Raw genomic sequence first — 18,778 nt, 5'->3', positions numbered from 1 at the left:
CACTGTTGATTACCGCTGAGAAGTGACCCGGGATTTTCACCGAGAAGTGACCCGCCTGTAGCTTATGTTTCGGATGTCATTGCTGGGTCAAGATGGTGTTTCTCCTTTTGGGGTTTGGCCTGCTGGGCCGAGCTGTTTTTGAAGCGGAAGCTGTCGTTGCCGGTTTCCAATATGTGGCAGTGGTGGGTGAGCCGATCGAGGAGCGCGGTGGTCATCTTGGCATCGCCGAACACGCTGGCCCACTCACTGAAGCTGAGGTTGGTGGTGATGACGACGCTGGTGCGCTCGTAGAGTTTACTCAGCAGATGGAAGAGCAGCGCGCCGCCTGATGCGCTGAACGGCAGATAGCCGAGCTCGTCGAGGATCACGAGGTCGGAGTGGATCAGACGATTGGCGATCTGCCCGGCTCTTCCCAGGGCCTTTTCCTGTTCGAGGGCATTGACCAGTTCGACCGTGGAGAAGAAGCGGACCCGCTTTCGATGATGCTCGATGGCCTGGACACCGAGCGCCGTGGCGACGTGGGTCTTTCCGGTGCCGGGACCACCGACCAGCACGATATTGTCGGCGCCGTCGATAAACTCGCAGCGATGGAGCTGGCGGACCAGCGCCTCGTTGATTTCGCTGCTGGCAAAGTCGAAGCCCGCCAGATCCCGATAGGCGGGAAGCCGGGCTGCCTTGAGCTGATAGGCAACGGAGCGCACCTCTCGTTCGGCCGTTTCGGCCTTCAGAAGTTGGGACAGGATCGGAACAGCCGCTTCGAACGCCGGCGCGCCCTGAGCCATCAGATCGGTGACCGCTTGCGCCATGCCGTGCATTTTCAGGCTGCGCAGCATGACGACGATGGCGCCGGTGGCGGGGTCATGACGCATGGCGCTTCTCCCGGCGCAGGGCGTCATAGCGTGCGACATTGGCCATCGGTTCGCTGACCAGCCTCAGGGCCTGTGGCGCCGTGACCGGCGGCGTTGCGAGGGGCTTTCCATCAAGCAGCCGGTGCAGCAAATTGAGGATATGGGTCTTGGTCGGAACGCCCGCATCCAGCGCCATGGCGACAGCGGTCAGGACAGCCGCTTCGTCATGATGCAGGACCAAAGCCAGGATCTCGACCATTTCCCTGTCACCTCCCGGATTGCGGAGCAGATGCCGTTGCAGCCGCTGGAAGTCCTCGGGAAGCTCAAGGAACGGTGCTCCGTTGCGCAAGGCTCCAGGCTTGCGCTGGACGACCGCCAGATAATGCCGCCAGTCATAGACCGTGTGCCCGGGGCCATCATGGGATCGATCGATGATGCGCTGATGTTCGCATATGACCTGCCCCTCGGCGACAACCAGGAAGCGATCGGGATAAACGCGCAAGCTGACGGGCCGATTGGCGAAGGACGCCGGCACGCTGTAGCGGTTGCGTTCCAGATGCACGAGGCAGGTCGGCGAGACCCGTTTGCCATATTCGACGAAGCCATCGAACGGCCTGCCCACCGGCATCAGGCATTCCGCCTCATCGGCCCAGGCATCGGCGACAGACCCGGGTTCGATGCCATGCGGGATATCCTGCCACAGCGCCTTGCAACGCTGTTCCAGCCACAGATTGAGGGCGTCCAGGCTCTCGGCCTGCGGCGTGGGCTGCCACAGGCGATGACGCGCATCCTGAACATTCTTCTCGACTTGCCCCTTTTCCCAGCCTGCCGCGGGATTACAGAACTCGGCTTCGAACAGGTAATGGCTGACCATGGTGAGGAAGCGGGTGTTGACCTTCCTTTCCTTGCCGCGCCCGACCTTGTCCACGGCGGTGCGCATATTATCGTAAATCCCCCGGCGCGGAACGCCGCCCAGGACGCGGAACGCATGATTATGGGCATCGAACAGCATCTCGTGGGTCTGAAGGAGATAGGCCCGCACGGTGAAGGCCCGGCTGTGGCTGAGCTTGAAGTGCGCCACCTGAAGCTTGGTACGCACGCCACCCAGGATCGCCCAGTCCTCGCTCCAGTCGAACTGGAATGCCTCCCCCGGCGCGAATGACAACGGCACGAATGTCCCGCGGCCGCTCATCTGCTGCTGACGGCGATACTCATCGCGCCAGGCCCGCGCGAAGGCGGCGACACGGCCATAGGAACCGTCATACCCCAGGCTCGCCAGATCGGCGTGCAACTGCTTGACCGTGCGCTTCTGCTTGCGCGAGCGAGCCATCTCCCGTTGCAGCCACGCCGACAGCCGGTCCGCGAACGGGTCCAGCTTGCTCGGCCGCTCGGGCACCTTGAACAGCGGCTCGATCGTCTCTGACCGCAGATATTTACGGATCGTATTACGTGACAATCCCGTCCGCCGCACAATCTCGCGGATCGATAGATGGTCGCGATAATGCCAACGCCGGATTACGCTCAATAACGCCATGTCCATCACTCCATGATCCCCTGCTCCTCAAGGCCAGGGGCGAGTTCAACATGGGTCACTTCTCAGTGGAAATTTATGCCCCTACCGGGTCACTTCTCAGCGGTAATCAACACTCAAGCGATTTCGCGATGAAGAAGTCGTGAAGCGACAAGCCAAGCCGGCCGAGCGGCGTCTTGTTCTGGATGGTGAGGTTGGAGAACGGGGGATTCCCGATCGCCATGTCGAAGTCGCCCGGCAGCAATGCCTTATCGAAATCGATGCAGCGAATGACCTGGCGCGGATACAGGGCGCTCGCGATGCGCGCGGAAACGGGGTCGTTGTCGATGCCGACAAACAGCGTGTCGCTGGACAGAGTGTCCGGTCGTAGCCCCATGAAGAGGCCACTGCCACAGCCTGGTTCGAGGATTTGGCCGCCGGTGAAGCCGAGGACATTGGCAGCGTCCCACATGGCGCGGACGATATATTCGGGCGTGTAGTGGGCATATTGCGTCGCCCGCTTAAGTGACTGAAGTTCGGCATTGGTCGTTTCGGCGATCAGGGATTGTCCGAGGTCTTCCCATCCATCGCGGAATTCGTCCGAGCGGCCGGCGAAGATGCCGTTGGCAAGCTCAGAGGCACCGAATCCGACGAACCGGGCGATTGCTTCCTGCTCAGCGGGTGTTGCCTGCCGTTTCTCGCGATCCAGGAGGTTCAGCAACCTGATCGCCTCGACATTGTCATGGGCGCGTCCCTTCCATGAGGGTGCCAAGGTCCGCCCCGCAGAAAGCGAGAAGTCGACCGCAGCCACTGAGGATGCTTCGGCGGAAAGGTCGAGCACCTCCTGGGCGAGGAGCGTCGTTTCCTTGTGTTCGGGGGCACTCGCGTTGACGACGGATGCGACGATGTCGTCGAAGTCGAGGGATAGCTGGAGAGCCAGCGCGGATGCACTGTTTCGCATAAGATGCTTCCTTCTTGATGGTTTCGGGAGTGTCGTGCGGCCTCCCGGCCGGGTATCAGGGCTAGGTGCCGGGCGTCGGATCAGCCGAGGCGAAGCGAAGCGGCAAATTGGCGCAGCAAATCGGTCATCACGGTCCGGGCGTGGCGCTTGTTGCCGATGACGATCTCGGGAAGGAGTTTCCGGCCGAGCGCGGATCGGTAGCCGAGCGCCAGTTCACCGCTCGCGTCCTCGACCACGATGCGATGTCCGCGTGGGTTTGCCGGGCCGGCGTATCGGGCGGTGAAATCGCTGAGCCGTCCCGAAAGCCCGGCGGCCATCTTGCTCCAGCGGATGTGTCCAGCGGCGAACTGGTCGTCAGGCGCGCGGCCGCGGGCGAGCCAGAAACGGAATTGGGTGCGTTGCTGGAGCACCGAATTGCGTGTGCGCTCCATCGTTCGCGCGAGCGGAAGGATATCGGTATTGGCGTCCAGTCGGGCGAATTCGGCGTCGTCGGCGACGGCTAGGACGTCGGTATAGTGGCCTTCGTGCAGGAGCAGGCGAAGCGCGGTAACATCGGCCGGTGCCGGGCCGGTCGTGAACGGTATCGGACGCAGCCCGGAGTGGGCGTCGATGGCGAAGATCGTCCCGGCATCGTATCCGGGCCGTTCTTGCAGCATCGCAAGGATGCCGATCGCGCTTGTCGAGTATTCGGATGCACCGAGCAGGAGCAGACGGCGATGCCATGAGACGGGCGCCGGGACATCGGTCGGGCTTGGCCATTGGCTGGGCAGCGGTCGAGCGGTTCGCGGGTTGGCTATGCACCTAGGCTCGGACGGCGTTACCGCGAAAGAGCGCCGGGCAACGTCGAAAATATCGTCGGGCTGGCCGCCGCCATCGCGAAACCCCTGGTCGTAAGCGGGCTGGCGGGTATTGGGCTGCCCCGGACGCGGCGGCGGGGGCGGGCGCGCTTCCCAACCGGCGCAGGCGGCATAGTGGCCATCGGCGTAGGCGGTAGCAGCATCCCAGTCGTAGCCGTGAACTTCGCGGGCATGGAGGATTGAAGCATGGCGGGGATCAGTGCTGCCCTGCGCGATCTGGCGTTCGACAAAGGCGAAGTTCGCGGCTTTGCGTTGCCGTTCGGCTTCCAGTCCTATCGCTTCGTGGAGCGGTCGAAGCATCTGCACGCGCTCGCGGGTTCGCGCCATGCGGGCGTCCAGTGGAGCGTCGTTCGGTAGGTCGGGGAAGCATCGCCAGGCGTCGGCGAACGCATGGGCGTGGTGGGCCGGACGGCCGCGCGCCATCCAGCATCCCGCATCGGCGGGATCGAAGCCGTCGGTCATGTCGAGAGTTCCTTGGGAAGCTGCGCGTGGCGTCAGCGTATCTGGTCTAGAACCAGGTCTTGCAGACGTTGCAACGGCTCCACCAATAGCCGTGCCGGTCGGCGACCTTGTAGGCGTTGATGTGGAACCGCTTGCCGGTGGGGCTCGTGGGATCGTCGCAGCATTCGACTGCTCCGCAGTGAGGGCAGCGAATGCTTTCGGTCACGATGATCTCGATGGGTTGGGTGGTCTGTTGGCCGTTGGGCATGGCGAGGCTCTCCATAGGATCACCATTGCCCTTCCCCCCTTCCCTCTCGCGGCCCGGAGGGCCTTGGCCCTGTTGCAATGAGCTGTCGCCGAGCGAACCGCTCAAGGCGAAGGAGGAGTTGCGAACATCGGGTTTTGAATGGAGTGTCCTGCTCGCCGCACCAAACTCCCGTGCCCGTCGATCCTTCGCAGTTCAGCCAATCCCGAGCAATCTGTGCAGCCGGTTGTAGCTGGCGGCCGTGATCGTCCTGGGAGGGTGAACAGTGCGTCGCTCCACGGCGCCCGTTTGGTAATCATGGCGGCCGTCGATTTCGCAGAACCATCGGCCGCAGTCTTCCTGGGGATAGGCCAGGTCCAGGGCTTCGCGCAAAGACAACTCCGCTTCGGGATTACCGCGATTGGTGTGCCACTCGCCGCGGCCGATATATCCCGCCTCGGCAAGGTCGCCTCGTGCCGCAGACTCAGGAGTGGTCACTTCATAGGTGACATGGAAGCGGGGGATGCTCATGTCGGCAGTTCCGACCAGCCGCCGACGGCACTGATCCAGACCATGCCTAAGGTGCTGGGACGTGCCTCGAATCCGTCGATGCCCGCGGTGTCGGGGTTACGGACGATCACGTTGCCGCTGTCCTTGGCGCGCCGCGGCGCTTGCCCGCCAAGCACGATCACGTCATCACGGCCGCCAGGCATATGGATCAGATCGCCGGGTTCAACCTTGGCGGCGAGTATGCAACCGATGGTGTAATGAAGTGTCCAGCCGTTGTCGGTGATCGTTGTCATGTACATCCTCCTTCGAATGCTTTTCGGAATTCGCTTCCGCTCAGGAGCGGCGCATCGACCGGTGCGTCATCGAGGATCTGCGGCGACCCCGAATGAGGCAGGGGCAAGCGGACGACGACGCCGACCGGTATCAGCTGAACTGCGAGCCGAAGGCTTGCGGGTGACTCCACCCATATGCCCGCTGGGTGTCGATGCGCCGGGTCGCTCGAAGAGAAGCGAGGAGCTGATCGACGGTCATCCCGTCTCCGCCTTTTTCGCTTGCGCGCCATTCCTTGAAGATGGCGACAGGGCAGTAATCCTGGGTCGCGTCGTAACGTAGCCAGTTGGCAAGAGGCTTTGGGAGTGTGGCCATGATCTTGTCCTCGATCTCCATCGAGTATGGCGTGGCCTGCGCGCCGGGCGTGTTATGCGAGGTTGGAATATGAGCAGAAATGGGCATCATCTTTTCCTTCCCAGTTCAAGACAAAGCCCACTCCCTCCTTCCCTTTTTTGCTCGTTCGGCGATGCGGTTCGACATATGTGTTGGTTTAGTCGCTGCGCGGCAGCGGGATCGGGACTGCCTGACCGCTGGCGAGGTTGATGAAGGCGCCGGCGTGTCCGATGGAGCCGCGTCCGAGAAGGTCGAACAGCAATGCAAGCGCATGGCTCGCCATCACTCGGTTCACGAACAGGGATTGGCGGTCGAGCGCCTCTGCGACGGAGCAGGACGGAGCGTTGTCCTCAGGTAAATTCTCATTGGCGAGTTCCGGGAAGTACTCGAGCACCGTCGGAAGCCGTGTGCGGTTCTTCGTCCAGGCCTTGCTTGGGCAGCCGATGAGGTATTGTCCGTCGCTCTCGCGATTGCCGAGATCGAGCCAGTAAGCGGGCGCACCACTCCCCTCTCCGATCGCCGCCCCGAGCGCGCGTCGCGCCGAAGCGGTGTCGACGCAGGTGATGAGGACATCGGCACCTGTAATGCTGACCGCGCCGGGCGCCCGGCCATGCACTGCCTGCCAGGCGAGGCCGTGAGCGAGGTTTATGCGTTCGGTGAGCGTGTGCGCTTTCGAATTGCCGAGGTCGCACCGATAGAAGGGTTGGCGACCGAGATTGGCCTCGGTGACGATGTCGTCGTCGACGACGGTGACGTGCAGCGATCGCGAGGAGATTGCCCGCAACGCCGTGTCGAGCGACGCGAGTCCCATCGCCATCTGCGCACCGTTGCCGCCGCACCCAATAAGCAGGATCTTGATTATGCGATTGGCGAAGACAGCGGGAAGATAGTGGCGGTTGCAGGTATCAGGCTGCATCGTAAATCTCCTGAGAATGGATTGCGCGGCAGCGGTAGGAACATGCCACCCGCGCATAGGCGTGCAGCCATCGCCGGGCCGTTCGGGTCGGCGAACTGGCCGATGACGAGTGAGATCTTCGTCGCATCGGCGTCGTCGGTGTTGTCGGTAGCGCTGAAGAATGCTGGGCCGGTCCCGTGACTGTGGATGTCGCAGACGACGTGCCAATCAGGCTCAAGACCAGGAGTCCGGTAGACGAGGCGCGACGGCGTGGCTTCGTCGATGACAGGAAGGTGTACCGCGAACTCTCGCGTGACCTCGTTCCAAAGGACGAACGCGGCCTCTTCGTTGGGCAACGCCGCGCGAAAGTGATCGAGAATGTGATCTAGATGGTCGCCGGGGATAAGTCCGCAGCGCAGATCAGCCCTGCGCCCGCCTATGCTGCCGTAGGGCAGGTAGCAGGAAATCGGCGGCGCCACAGGAACGTCGAGCTCAAGCCATGGTCGGCGCAGGATGAGCATGACACCGTCATTTCCGATGGCGAGGCCGTGTCCGGCGCGGGCGTCGCGTAGCGCGTCGATGGTTGGCGATCGGCCAACGGGTGGGACCGGATAGCAAGGCACGGCGGCGAGAACCGCGGCCGCTGTTTGATCATCGGCGAGCATAGTCATCGCGGCGCGCACTCCGAAATGAGCTTTCCGACCGTCATCGCGTCGGCCGGCGTCCGGCGAACTTGTCGTCTGGGTTCGGGAATGAAGGGCTTGAGGCGACCGACTGGAAAGCGCTTCGACCGGCGCGCGGCAAGGTCGTCCCAGAGCGCGACAAGACCGCCCTTGCCGGTCACGGTCAGCTCCTGGCCGGGATTGGGGTGTGTCGACCAGCTATCGAATACCGCCCGTTCGAAGTCCGGGATAGAGATGACGGAAAGCGCTTTCGGCATCGGGATGTTGCCCCAGCAAAGGCTTCCATCGACGAAAACATTCAGAACCGGCGAGTGCATCACTCTGGTGTCGGCGGTAGGGCGTTCATTCGCCTTCAGGGCATAGACGCCGAGGCCGGACCGGGTGGCAACGAAGAAGTGTGGGGGATAGGGCACTGGCACGACTGTCCGTTCGGACAGGGCCCGAAGGTCTGCCGGAGGAGATGATAGGGCGAAGTAGGCTGGGCGCACTTGTGCCGGAGTCCACCATGCGAGTAAGTCTGGATGGGCGACCAGCACGGTGCTGGGCAGGATTTCGGGCAGGACGGTTTTTCCGAGGGCCTCGGTCCACTGGTGCAAGTGCTCGCGCAGCAGTGGTACGCCTGCGGATATCGTTGGTCGGCCATCGGCATCTTGCTTGATCGTGTGAATGCTGGCGAAGGCTGCTATGTCCTGTCGTTGCGAACGGTAGGGATCGGGATTTCCAGGTGTTCCGCTTCGATAGAGGAGGATGGCGTTGGTCAGGACCAGACTGCCGCTGGTAGCTTCGAACTGGGTTGAATGGTCGGACATGGCTTCCTCACAGTTTAGTGGGATCGAGCTGAATCAGCTCCTGGGCGGCGAGGAGGAATTGGGCTCCAATCTCGAGGCTCGTGAACCAGCTGTCGATCTGGTTCGCCTCGGGCAACGGACACACACCGGCGACGTCCATGAAACCGAGCTCCATGCCGTGACGAGCCACATCGTCGACTTCACGCGCGAACTGATCCACTGGAACGAGCGTCAGCGGCGGCAATGTCGAGCATTCCTCGAAGTGGGGGACGTACTCGTAGATAATGTCCCTATCGAAGTGCCAGGCGTTGCCTTCCGGCGAGAGGTTTCCGAGGGCCTTGTACGCCTTGCGAAGGCGGCGTAATTTTTTCTGCAAGATGGTTGGGAGCCGTGTCGGTTTCTCGGCATTTGCCCCGATCATCCATTCAGGCCGACGCGCATTCATCGCGGATGGCAGCATGGTCTCGTCAAGCTCGTCGGGGCTTACGCCCTGATATTCGATCATGCAGTGCCGGGCGGCTTCGTCGTCGGTTTGGCCCTCCCAGTAATACATGGAAATCTCTTCGAAGAGGTCGTCGTAGCCGAACACCGGGAGAGCGAGACCGAGGGTCTTTTCAAGCGCGGAGTAGATGGCGGCGCGCCAGGGAATGGGTGCATCGCTGGTTTCGATCCAGCCGAGGTCCAGTTGCCCCAGGCTCTCACAGGTAATGGCGATCGCCGGTGGATTGCCCTCGTCGCCATAGAGAACGGCGACCCGCAGATCGGCGAGTTCGACGGGCTTCAGGATGTCGAGCACCGCGGCGTCGAAGATCTGTTCGATGCGGCGGCGGGCTTGCACGCGAGTGTATGATCGCGCTGAGGTTTCGCGAGGCGCAGCCCAGCGGCCGATCAATCTATGGTGCGGTGCCAGCGGCTCGTCGAAGATGACGGGTACATCGCTTGAGAATGCGACCGACCGCCCCGCGAGATCAGCCGAGCGGCGGGAGGCGCAAGCTTGAGGGTGGCTGTAGCGGTACGGGTGCTTCGCTCCGGCCGCCTTCGGGGTCGAGGAAGATCCGGGCATGGAAAGCGTCGACCTGGTTGCTGCAGGCGGGCCGAGTGAAGCCGGGCGTGTTGCCATCATCGTTCTCGATCCATTCGATGAGGGGTTTGCGGGGTGCGGCCGGAATGGTCGTGCTTTTGCCGCGCGGCATGATCAGCCTTTGGTCCCAACGGCGCGGCGATACTCGGTGACATGGGCGCCGCCCGACACACCGGCATCGACGGACTCCGCGTTCAAAATGGCCGGATAGAGGGTGGCATGGTAGGCGCGCAGGCCGGCCTGGTCGTCCGCGAGATGTTGCGGGACCGGAAGGTCGATGCCGTCGTATCGGTAGGTTCGGGCGAGTTGATTGATTTGCATGGGGGCCTCCCGGTTGGTGGTCGTGGGATTAATGGGGCGAAGCCCATCAAAAGAGGCTAGCGGGTTCATCCGCCCTGGCGCTGGCCGGCGGACTAGTCGGGGCGGCAGCCTGAGCCGGAGCGGCAGGTACGCTCGCCTTGGGCTTAGCAGCCGCGGTTTTCGCCTTTGCCGCCTCCGCGGCGGCGGTCCTGGCGGCATCGGCCGCCTCGCGCTGCTCCGCGATCTGCTCAGCTAGCGTCTTACGCGCAGCGATGAGTTGGCCGAGCGCGCCGTCGGTGCCTTTGGCAAGTTCGGCATCGATTTCCGCGGCGCTTGCCGTGATCGAGATCGGCCGGGCCTCGCCGCCTTCGAGATTGGGCGACGCGTTCCTCGCCTTGCGCGGAATGATGGTGAGGGTGACGGTATCGTCGGGGCCAGCAATGAGGTCGAAGCCAAGCGAATAGCGTGGGAGGAGCGGAAGCAGGTTGACGATGAGCATGTTAGTCGGTCCTTTTGCTGGAGAAGCGGGAACGCGGGGTCAGGCGGCGATCTGCGAGACCGGCTCGGAGGGTGATGGGGGCGGGCCGTATTGACCGTCGAGCGTCATCGCGCTGGGCAGCCGTCCGGCCCAATCGAACCCGATGCGGTTGAGCATCTTCGCGACAAGGTCAGGTTTCTTGGAGTTCAGAAGCTCTGCGAATGACCTATCGCCCGTGTGGGCAATGAGACCGCATTCGTGGGCGATGAACTTGAGTTCCCCCTTGGTGTATTGCTCGAGGAACGCCTGGTTGACCGTCCAGCTGTCACGCAGGTCGACGTCGAAGGCTCTCGCGAGATCGGCGACGTGCGCGAAACTGAGCACATCTTTGGCATAGGCAGCAGCAATGACGGCAAGCACGTTAACTGCCCGGGCGTCCGGCAGTGCGCGAATTTCGGCGATCTTACCCCTATAATCGAGGTCTGGGAATGAGGCACCGACCAGCAAGCCTGCGCGAGTCGTCAGGGTATCGGGCTTGATGTCCGAGATCGTCCCGGACATCGCGGCGACGAGGATCGCGGTCCGCGCGTGAGCGGCATTGCTCGCGAGTGCCCGGGCGAGGGCGGTGCGCCACATCGCTTCGCGCAACTCAGTGGTCTTGTTGGCAATTGACTGGGCCGTGACGGTTGCCTTGTTGGTGGATGGAGCACTGCTCGTGGTCGAGGTCTTCGTTGGTGTACCGGCTTCGCCGGAAGACGGTGCATCACCGGTCGGTTCGAGCTGAAGATTGGTCGATGGTTCGGCGCCGCCGTCGGCGTTATCCCGTTCGTCGCTGGTGGTATCGTCGACAACGACAGGCGCCGCAGGCTTTGCCGCTGCCGCTGTCCGCTCCTGTTCTTCGAGCCGCATTTTCTCGACAGCTTCGGTCTTCAGTTCGAAGCATCCGGCGTTGGTACAATAGCCGTCGTCGACGTGTTCTTCGAACAGGGCGCGTTGCGTCGACGAGTTGAAAGGGCAGGCCAGGCACTCGGTCTTGTCGAAGCAGGCGGCCGCTAGATTCTGGGTGGCGAGCTTGAGCAGCTCGCGTGTTTTGGCGACGTCGAGTCCGGCGCTCAGGATCGTCGCGAGAGCTTTCTCCTGCTTGTCCGGGGGCACCGCAGCGAGCAGTTCGGCGTGGCCGACTTTGATCCGGCGTTCGTCCAGCGCGCATTTGACCGCCTCGGCCAGTTCCGCGAGCGCAAGGCGGCGGTCGAGCTTGGCGCGGGACCAGCCGAGCCGCCGGGCTGCTTCGGCCCGGTCCCCTTGGCAGGCCGCGAGATAACGAACTGCGGCGTCCGCCTGCTCAGTTTCCGACGGATTGTCGCGGTCGTCGTTCTCCGCGATCGCCGCTTCCAGGGCTTGCTGGTCGGTCATTTCGCGGACGATGCCGGGGATCCCGCCTCCGGGGCCGTAAGCTTCCAGGGCAGCTCGCCAACGACGCTCGCCCAGGACGAGGGAGTACAGGTCATTCTTGGGACGGACGAGAATGGGCTGAAGCACACCGCGCAGCTTGATCGAAGTTACCAATTCGTCGTGCTTGGTGCTGTCGAAATAGCGGCGGGGATTGTCCCCCTTTATGATCTTGGAGAGAGGGAGGATGATTGAGGGGGGTTGTTCTGGCGTATCCAAGGCTGGTCTCCTCATCGAGTGTTACGGGCTCGTCTGTCGGGGCCCCGCGCCATCTTTCATCGAGCCTAATGCCCATCCTCCCTCTTCCCTCTCTTGGCCCAACGGGCCTGCAGAAGGGTCGGTCGTTTCGGACGGGTTGAGGCTTTCGACGCCAAGAATTGCGAGAGCGTCGAACATTGGACGTCACGACACCACGATCGTGAGCAGGCGGGGATTCAAGTGGTTCGGTTGTCGAAGATCGGTTCTTGACCCGGCTCCCAGCTCTCGACAGGCCAGATTCGTCCGTTGTAGCTGATCCGGCCGATGCTGATGGAACCGATTAATATGATCGCGTCAGGATAGTGGCTTGCACCCAGATCCAGGCGATCTCGTCGCCGACAGAATTGCTTCGAGGCCTCGTTCCAGTCGTGGACTCTGATCTCCGGGAAACCTTCCTGTCGAACAAGAAATGGCATGGCTGAGCGCCGCGCACCGAGATCATCGGTAAAGGCACGGGCAAAGTGCCCTGAATATACGGCCACGACAGACCAGTAAGCGGCCATGAATGCTTTGCGCTTTGCCCAGCACTTATCGGCACGGCCGCGCGCGTCACGCTGCAGATCGAAAAGAAGGACAGCGATCAAGAGCCTGATGTCTGGCGCCAGTGTTCGCATGGCGCGAGCTGCTGGTAACAAGAGTGCAGGATTGCGTACGTCCGCACGCGCCGATCGCGCGCGCGCGCCATGGTTCGCTTCCGCCATCGCGGTGACCTTTCAGGCAGGAGTGAGGGGGGGCGAAGAACGACCGCAGGTCTAGATTAGCTGCACATCGTAACGCGGATCACAGCCTGGCTCGCCAGGATAGCGGCCGGAAGGATCGGCAAACAGGAGTTGTATGACCGTATATTTGTCGTGGCCGAGATACGCCCCCGCGTCGGTTGTATAGCGGCTTCTCGCGACGGGGCCGGCGAGGCGCGTTCGGATCGGATAGGTTCGCCCCAGGTCGATCTCGCTGTCGGGCGCCATTCCCGCTTTCCGCATGCCGTGGCCTATTTGGGCGAGGATCTGCAGGATGCGCCCCGGCATGAATGCGCCAATCGCGAGGAGTTCCGGGAGTCCGTGATTGGCGTTGCCGATCGTATGGGCAAAACATGGCGTACCCGCGCCAGTAACAACTGCGATTTCAGCTTGACCATTATGGTCGATCGTTTCGCGCAGCGTATTGAGCGTATCTGGGGAGGTGAACATGTTGTTCTCCATTGTTGGACGATGCTGAAGCGGCCGTGGGTGTGCCATCACGGAGCTAAGAGCAGGCTGGGTCGATGCGCAGCGCACGAAATGGGCAAGGCTCGTGCTGGATTGCCGTAGTGGTCGTCAGGACTGACTTCTTGCGATAATATGCCGGGCCAGACTGGCGATCTCGCTACGATCGGCAGTCATGGTGCAGTCGCCGGGAAGAACAGATAGATCATCGGAACTGGCGCTGCCCCTGCTGAGGAAGATGCGCCAGACATTGCGTCGGATCTCGCCTTGTTCACGGGGCTTAGTGTCCGGATGGAACATGTCCGCCCACTGGTGACGATCCGGGTTGTCGGAGATGTCGGTCCAATCGCCGAGCATTCCGATAACCGAATACCCGTCGATTTGGGCGTGGTGTTCGCGGGCCGCGCGCCGTTCTGCCTCGCGCTTGGGCGCGTCGCGCATCGCTTTGGCTTCGGCCTGTTTCCATTGCAGTGATGTGAGACCCTGTTCAAGGCCCAGAATGACATCAGTCCCCAGCGCGACCTGCCGTTCGGGCAGGATATAGTAGTGCCGGGCCGCTGCGACCTGTTCGGCACCGTAGCGCGCTAACTTGAGCAGGGCTTGTAGTTCGGTCTTATTCAAAGTGATGCGAAGTCCACTCGTCATTGCCTGCGTTTTCATGTCGGGGACTCCTTGTGCCACGGTTTGAGGCCAGCCAGCGGAAGCTTGTGTTCGGCGGCGGCGCGGTGATTGGTTTCAGCGAAGAAGCCCCAATGTCCGGTGGACGAGTATCGTCGGAAGTAGAGCCTCTCGCCTTCTTCTGTTCGTATCCAAGTGCCCGGTTTGATGGGATATCGGTTCTCGGTCGTCGTCATCCTCGACCTCCCTGTGAGCGGCGATTGAGTGGACGTGGCATCTGCGCGGGTAAGGCCAGCGGTCGGGTCGCACGCGATGCGAGGCGACTCACGTAGCGAGATGGAGTAGCGGCAATGCGGTGACATCGCCTTCCGTCGCAGAGCGATCGAGGACGGGATAGGGAAGACTGGGAACCTTCCGGGCTGCGATCCGGGCTGCTTTCGTGAGCGGAAACAGGAATGTATGATTAGGTCTCATAGGTCGATCTGTCCTGTTAGCCTGCCCTCTCTCCTCCCCCTCCCCTTCAATGGATGGTCGCTCATGATGATCTTGGCCGGTCACCGAGGTGACCGGCCAAGATCATTTCGCGGAAAGGCCCCCGCCACCCGAGGGCTCAACGTATTGTGAGAACAGGAACTCGTCCGGAATTTGGCTCGGGTCGCCGCACCTTGAAATGAGCAGCGGTCTCATGTGGCAAAAGGATTTGGGTTCTTGCGAGACTGGTAATGTGATGGTGATGATGGTGCGCGCCGCAGGCGGCGAACCAGACATTCCGGATGGATTCCCCATTCTGCTCGACGCCCAAATGGCGATCATCGAGCCCGCATTTGCATACCTGCTGAAACACGCGATTATCAGGGGCCGATCGCGCAGTCAGGATACTGTGCGAACTTATGGCGAGCATCTCTATGACTGGTTCGACGCCTTGGAGCAGTCAACGATCGATTGGCGCGACGTCAACGAGGGTACGATCGCTGGTTACCGCAATCGAATGTTGGAAACGGCGAGTCCTCACACCAAACGACCCTATGGAAGGGTAACGATCAACGCCCGCGTACAAACCGTCTGTCGATTCTACGCTTGGGCGTGGGAAGAAAAGCTGATCGATGAACTGCCTTACACTGCGGAGCAGCGTAGAGCGCTCCGGTTTGGTGAATTGCAGCAAGTGAATCGGACTCCGCCTGTGAACCCGCTTACCCTCGCGGTGGCAGAACGACTACCTCGGCCGTTGCGGGTCGACGAGCTGGAACGGTTGTTCAAGCATCTGGAGGCGGCGCCGCGGGTCGCAGCGGAATGGGCTTTGACTGCCGGCCTCAGGCGCAAGGAAATATGCGGACTGACCCTCGATCAAGTTCCCGATCCACACGCTCTTGCCGCAGATGAAACGCCGCTGGTCGGAGTGCCGCTTGCCATCACCAAAGGAGACCGTCCTCGGACGGTCTACCCGCCGGTAAAGCTCATCGATCGAACGGACTGGTACATTGGGGAGGATCGCGCGGCGATTGTTCGGCGCCGGCGTCGCGTGGATCGCTCTTATCGGCCATCACGGCAGCTGTTGCTCAACAGCTATGGAAACCCGCTGACCCGGAAACGTCTGACGGCATTGTTGGCTGAGGGATTTGCGAAAGCCAAGCTCGACGGTACTCTGCACTGGCTACGACACACGTTCGCGATGGCGATGCTCGCACGGTTACAGCGTCAGGCTCGCGAAAATCCAGACCTCAATCCGCTCAAGATCCTTCAGATATTGATGGGGCATCGTTCGATCACGACGACGGCCATCTACCTGCGTTGCGTGGAGCTATATGAACGCGACGTCGTCGAGAGCCTGGACTTCCTGTATGGCGACCTCATCCCAACCGCCGGCTGACCGGATGGACCGGCGCTTCCGGCCGGAGCCTGGTTGCAGCGAGCAGGTCGAGCACCGCGAGGTCGTGTTCCGCAATGGTTGGGGCGGGATCGTCCAGCGGTTCAATGTCGCTGAGCTTGGGCTGCCTTCCGACATGGTCACGCCGGTCGTCACAGCGATGCGCACAATCGATGCCGGATCGGTGCGGTCGACACGCAGCAAGCGCTGGCAGGGCATGCGGCGGTTCAGCCAGTTTTTGAACGAAGAAGGGATCAGGTCGGCGCGGGAGATCGACGCCGGCGTCGTTCGCCGCTTTTTAGCGTCGTTGGAACGAACGCCCGACGGGCGCCGTCGGAGCGCAAGCACGATGGCGCGGTATGTCTCGTTTGTTCAAATGGTACTGGAGCATATCGAGCAAACCAGCGCCGTTATGTTCGGGAGTGAGCTCGCTTTCCCATACAACCCGTTCCCACGACACCGGGAGGCCGCGCAACCAAAGGCGCGTCTGTCTTTGGATGAACTGCGCGCAATCTTGCGAGCCTGTTATGAAGAGATCGACGCCGCCTGGAGCACCTTCCAGCAAGGTCAGGCAATCCTATCCGGCACCGACCCGCCGGAACTAACGGAAAATGATCGAGAACTGCACGCGATCATCCGACAGTTGGGCCGCCTCGGCGACGGAATCATGCCCAGCCGACCTCGAATCATGGCAGACGGTATCTCCGAGCGAGCTATGCGCCGCCATGGGAGCCATTATGACCTGGCCAAGTATTATCACCTGACGGCAAGAACGATGGTGCCGTTCTATATCGCCTTGGCAATCCAGTTGGCGGCCAATCCCGAGCCTCTGCGAGTCATCCGCCGTGACTGTCTGGTGCGCCATCCTCTGGATGAGGATCGAGTGACCATTGAATGGTTGAAGCTGAAGACAGGGAGAAAGCGCTTCCGGGTTCAACGCCGTTCCTTCGATCGGCGAAAACCGAGGTCCGCACCGAGGTTGATCGAGATGCTGCTCGAGATGACCGAACCGCTGATCCGTCACGCGCCGCCGGATGAGCGGGAGTGCCTCTTCCTCGTGCGGCATTTACGTCCAGGACAGCGACTGCATAGCTATCTGGCGGGCGTCCCGAGCTCATATGCTATGGCGAGTGCGGTCCGCTTGTTCACCACGGAAGCAAACGCGCGCGCAGCAAGGTGGAATAGTGAACACCCGGATGCGCTTCGGAGCGAGTTGCCGAACTTCACGCCGGGGATGCTTAGGGGAAGCGTCGCATCCGCCCATTACGTAGAATCCGGCGGAGATCTTCGTCTTGCGAGCTCGGTTCTGAATCATGGAAGCCTCGCGACCACCAACAGCTATGTTGAAGGCGAGCCGGCTCGGAAACTCGAGCATGAAACGATCGCGCGCCTACAGCGGCTGATGGTGTCTTGGGTCATGGACGCCGGACTCTCTGCACCCGCACCATCGTCCCACCGACCAGTCACCGCGTTGTTCGGGCACCGCTGCCTGTCGCCCGCCATAGAAACCGAAGCCGGCACGCGCGTGTGTCGCCATCTGGCAGGCTGCCTCGCTTGTCCTGGCCTCGTCGTCCCGATCGACGTGGATCGCTTAGCGCGAATATTGCAGGCGCGCGATCATCTCATAGCTTCACGAGAGGACATCGATCCGACACGGTGGAATCTCTTCTATGCCCCCAGCTTGCGGGTGTTGGAGGAAGATCTGCTCCCCGGCTTCCCGGTAAGCATGCATGATGAAGCGGTTCGGCGGATCCCAAGCCTCCCGCCATTGGCAGACCTCGAATGATCGATGCAGTCGCCAAACAAAGCTCGGTGTCGAACGAGACGAAGGTATCGTCAGAATCACGGTTCAGCGACATCGAATGGCAGATGGCGCGCGGCGTGAGCGGTTACCCCGATACGACGTTCCGCATCGACTGGGCGTTCACGTTGCCAGACGGCAGCGGCTTCGACGAAGGAAGATGGGACAAGCTTCGCTACGCGGCGAAAGCGTTCATCTGGTCTCTGCATAGTGACCTGATGCGGTGGATGCCTCCCTTCATCGGGCATCGTATGATGCTCAGTAGCGCCATGTCGGCGCATGAAGGAGGAGCATATGGCGAATGCACACATGCTGTCGATCGACCTGGCAAAGCGCAGCTTCCAGGTCTGCGCGACTGATCGAGCAGGGTCGGTTCTATATAATCGGACAATCTCCCGGTCCAAACTGGAGGCACTGCTCAGGGAGCAGCCCCGCTGTATTGTTGCTATGGAAGCCTGCGCGACGAGCCATTTCTGGGGCCGATTTGCCGGCGCAGAAGGTCATGAGGTTCGGCTGATCCCGCCGATCTATGTAAAGCCATTCGTGAAGAGGCAGAAGAACGACGCCGCGGACGCTGCAGCCATTGCCGAAGCCGCAGTGCGTCCGAACCTGCATTTCGTTTCGGTCAAAAGCGCGGAGCATCAAGCAAGGGCCGTGGCTTATCGCACCCACCAATGTTTTGTGAGCCAGCGGACGCAGACTATCAACGCCTTACGAGGACACTTGGCTGAGTTCGGCCTGATATTCCCTCAAGGCGTTCCTCATCTGAAGGAAATCCGTACAGCTATGGCCGACGACGACGTCGATGTGCCTCCCAGTATCCGGGAGATCGCAGGCCTCTACCTCGAGCATATCGACACACTGACAGCGAAGATTGATGAACTTTCGCTCAGATTACGGGAGGCGATGGCGGTCAGCGCCGAGCTTCGCCGCCTTTGCACGGTACCCGGCGTTGGACCGGTGACGGCCGGTGCGATCATGGCGTTCGCACCGGATCTGCGGACGTTCGACAGCGGAAGAAACTTTGCGGCATGGCTCGGCCTGGTGCCGAAGCAGCGATCAACGGGCGGAAAGTCTCGCCTCGGATCCATGAGCAAAATGGGTCAAAGCGACATACGCAAACTTCTCGTTGTCGGAGCTATGAGCAGGATACGATGGATCGTGCGCAAAGGCGTTCTCCCCGACAACTGGCTGGGCCGCATGATGGCTCGACGGCCTAGAATGGTGGTCGCCGTAGCACTGGCGAACAAAATGGCGCGGACAATCTGGGCGATGATGACCCGCGAGGAAGACTACCGTTTGGCGTGATGGCGTAACTGCCATAGCG

The 18,778-nt window shown here is 61.7% G+C and carries 23 protein-coding genes; 4 read left to right on the top strand and 19 right to left on the bottom strand.

The window, feature by feature from the left end; genetic code table 11:
* Nucleotides 1-62: 62 nt before the first annotated feature.
* From istB to DFR49_RS21650, 19 genes are all read right to left on the bottom strand, one after another.
* A complete protein-coding gene (istB, locus tag DFR49_RS04860) occupies nt 63-869 on the bottom strand; it encodes an IS21-like element helper ATPase IstB (protein WP_119034427.1) in 807 nt (268 codons plus the stop codon).
* Complete coding sequence (gene istA, locus DFR49_RS04855) at nt 859-2,382, bottom strand: IS21 family transposase (RefSeq protein ID WP_119035246.1); 1,524 nt, start codon at nt 2,380-2,382, stop codon at nt 859-861. The genes istB and istA overlap by 11 nt, the downstream gene beginning before the upstream one ends.
* 106 nt (nt 2,383-2,488) lie before the next feature.
* Nucleotides 2,489-3,319 carry a class I SAM-dependent methyltransferase gene (locus tag DFR49_RS04850; protein WP_245968246.1) on the bottom strand — a complete coding sequence of 277 codons (831 nt, stop codon included), beginning with the start codon at nt 3,317-3,319 and terminating at the stop codon, nt 2,489-2,491.
* Nucleotides 3,320-3,399: 80 nt separating this feature from the next.
* Nucleotides 3,400-4,638: a hypothetical protein gene (locus tag DFR49_RS04845; RefSeq protein WP_119034646.1), complete on the bottom strand. Its 1,239-nt coding sequence runs from the start codon at nt 4,636-4,638 to the stop codon at nt 3,400-3,402.
* 46 nt (nt 4,639-4,684) lie between these two features.
* The gene (locus DFR49_RS04840; RefSeq protein WP_147373653.1) at nt 4,685-4,885 is read right to left on the bottom strand and encodes a hypothetical protein; all 201 of its coding nucleotides are present in this window, start codon (nt 4,883-4,885) and stop codon (nt 4,685-4,687) included.
* A gap of 192 nt (nt 4,886-5,077) precedes the next feature.
* Nucleotides 5,078-5,392, bottom strand: a complete 315-nt coding sequence (locus tag DFR49_RS04835) for a hypothetical protein (protein ID WP_119034644.1) — start codon at nt 5,390-5,392, stop codon at nt 5,078-5,080.
* Nucleotides 5,389-5,664, bottom strand: coding sequence for a hypothetical protein (locus tag DFR49_RS04830; protein ID WP_147373652.1), 276 nt, complete (start codon nt 5,662-5,664; stop codon nt 5,389-5,391). The genes DFR49_RS04835 and DFR49_RS04830 overlap by 4 nt, the downstream gene beginning before the upstream one ends.
* A 130-nt stretch (nt 5,665-5,794) precedes the next feature.
* The gene (locus DFR49_RS04825; RefSeq protein WP_119034642.1) at nt 5,795-6,106 is read right to left on the bottom strand and encodes a hypothetical protein; all 312 of its coding nucleotides are present in this window, start codon (nt 6,104-6,106) and stop codon (nt 5,795-5,797) included.
* 85 nt (nt 6,107-6,191) lie between these two features.
* Nucleotides 6,192-6,950, bottom strand: coding sequence for a PRTRC system ThiF family protein (locus DFR49_RS04820; RefSeq protein WP_119034641.1), 759 nt, complete (start codon nt 6,948-6,950; stop codon nt 6,192-6,194).
* A complete protein-coding gene (locus DFR49_RS04815) occupies nt 6,893-7,600 on the bottom strand; it encodes a PRTRC system protein A (RefSeq protein ID WP_119035276.1) in 708 nt (235 codons plus the stop codon). The genes DFR49_RS04820 and DFR49_RS04815 overlap by 58 nt, the downstream gene beginning before the upstream one ends.
* Complete coding sequence (locus DFR49_RS04810; protein ID WP_119034640.1) at nt 7,597-8,421, bottom strand: PRTRC system protein B; 825 nt, start codon at nt 8,419-8,421, stop codon at nt 7,597-7,599. The genes DFR49_RS04815 and DFR49_RS04810 overlap by 4 nt, the downstream gene beginning before the upstream one ends.
* Nucleotides 8,422-8,428: 7 nt before the next feature.
* Entirely contained in the window at nt 8,429-9,523 is a 1,095-nt protein-coding gene (locus DFR49_RS04805; protein WP_245968245.1) for a hypothetical protein, read from the bottom strand.
* 72 nt (nt 9,524-9,595) lie between these two features.
* Nucleotides 9,596-9,802, bottom strand: a complete 207-nt coding sequence (locus tag DFR49_RS04795; RefSeq protein WP_119034638.1) for a PRTRC system protein C — start codon at nt 9,800-9,802, stop codon at nt 9,596-9,598.
* A gap of 46 nt (nt 9,803-9,848) precedes the next feature.
* Nucleotides 9,849-10,280 (bottom strand): PRTRC system protein E, encoded by a 432-nt coding sequence (locus DFR49_RS04790; protein WP_119034637.1) that lies wholly within the window; start codon nt 10,278-10,280, stop codon nt 9,849-9,851.
* A gap of 39 nt (nt 10,281-10,319) precedes the next feature.
* Complete coding sequence (locus DFR49_RS04785) at nt 10,320-11,927, bottom strand: PRTRC system ParB family protein (protein ID WP_245968244.1); 1,608 nt, start codon at nt 11,925-11,927, stop codon at nt 10,320-10,322.
* Between the two features lie 215 nt (nt 11,928-12,142).
* Entirely contained in the window at nt 12,143-12,667 is a 525-nt protein-coding gene (locus DFR49_RS04780; protein WP_245968243.1) for a hypothetical protein, read from the bottom strand.
* Between the two features lie 51 nt (nt 12,668-12,718).
* Entirely contained in the window at nt 12,719-13,153 is a 435-nt protein-coding gene (locus tag DFR49_RS04775; protein ID WP_170150927.1) for a DUF4262 domain-containing protein, read from the bottom strand.
* Between the two features lie 126 nt (nt 13,154-13,279).
* Nucleotides 13,280-13,828: a hypothetical protein gene (locus DFR49_RS04770; RefSeq protein ID WP_147373651.1), complete on the bottom strand. Its 549-nt coding sequence runs from the start codon at nt 13,826-13,828 to the stop codon at nt 13,280-13,282.
* On the bottom strand, nt 13,825-14,022 hold the full coding sequence (locus DFR49_RS21650) for a hypothetical protein (RefSeq protein ID WP_147373650.1): 198 nt from the start codon (nt 14,020-14,022) through the stop codon (nt 13,825-13,827). Before DFR49_RS21650 ends, DFR49_RS04770 begins: the two co-directional genes overlap by 4 nt.
* Before the next feature lie 449 nt (nt 14,023-14,471).
* On the opposite strand from DFR49_RS21650, the gene DFR49_RS04765 reads away from it, so the two are divergent.
* Genes DFR49_RS04765 through DFR49_RS04750 form a run of 4 tightly spaced genes read left to right on the top strand, consistent with a single transcriptional unit; the run spans nt 14,472 to nt 18,759 of the window.
* The gene (locus DFR49_RS04765; RefSeq protein WP_245968242.1) at nt 14,472-15,653 is read left to right on the top strand and encodes a tyrosine-type recombinase/integrase; all 1,182 of its coding nucleotides are present in this window, start codon (nt 14,472-14,474) and stop codon (nt 15,651-15,653) included.
* Nucleotides 15,625-17,436: a site-specific integrase gene (locus tag DFR49_RS04760; RefSeq protein WP_170150926.1), complete on the top strand. Its 1,812-nt coding sequence runs from the start codon at nt 15,625-15,627 to the stop codon at nt 17,434-17,436. The genes DFR49_RS04765 and DFR49_RS04760 overlap by 29 nt, the downstream gene beginning before the upstream one ends.
* Nucleotides 17,433-17,810, top strand: a complete 378-nt coding sequence (locus DFR49_RS04755; RefSeq protein WP_119034631.1) for a hypothetical protein — start codon at nt 17,433-17,435, stop codon at nt 17,808-17,810. Before DFR49_RS04760 ends, DFR49_RS04755 begins: the two co-directional genes overlap by 4 nt.
* Nucleotides 17,761-18,759, top strand: a complete 999-nt coding sequence (locus DFR49_RS04750; RefSeq protein WP_425454910.1) for an IS110 family RNA-guided transposase — start codon at nt 17,761-17,763, stop codon at nt 18,757-18,759. Before DFR49_RS04755 ends, DFR49_RS04750 begins: the two co-directional genes overlap by 50 nt.
* Nucleotides 18,760-18,778 lie beyond the last annotated feature (19 nt).

This window comes from Hephaestia caeni (assembly GCF_003550065.1).
Classification (GTDB): domain Bacteria; phylum Pseudomonadota; class Alphaproteobacteria; order Sphingomonadales; family Sphingomonadaceae; genus Sphingomonas; species Sphingomonas caeni_A.
Note: the sequence above shows the minus strand (reverse complement) of the source record. Positions and strands in the feature narration are given on the sequence as shown.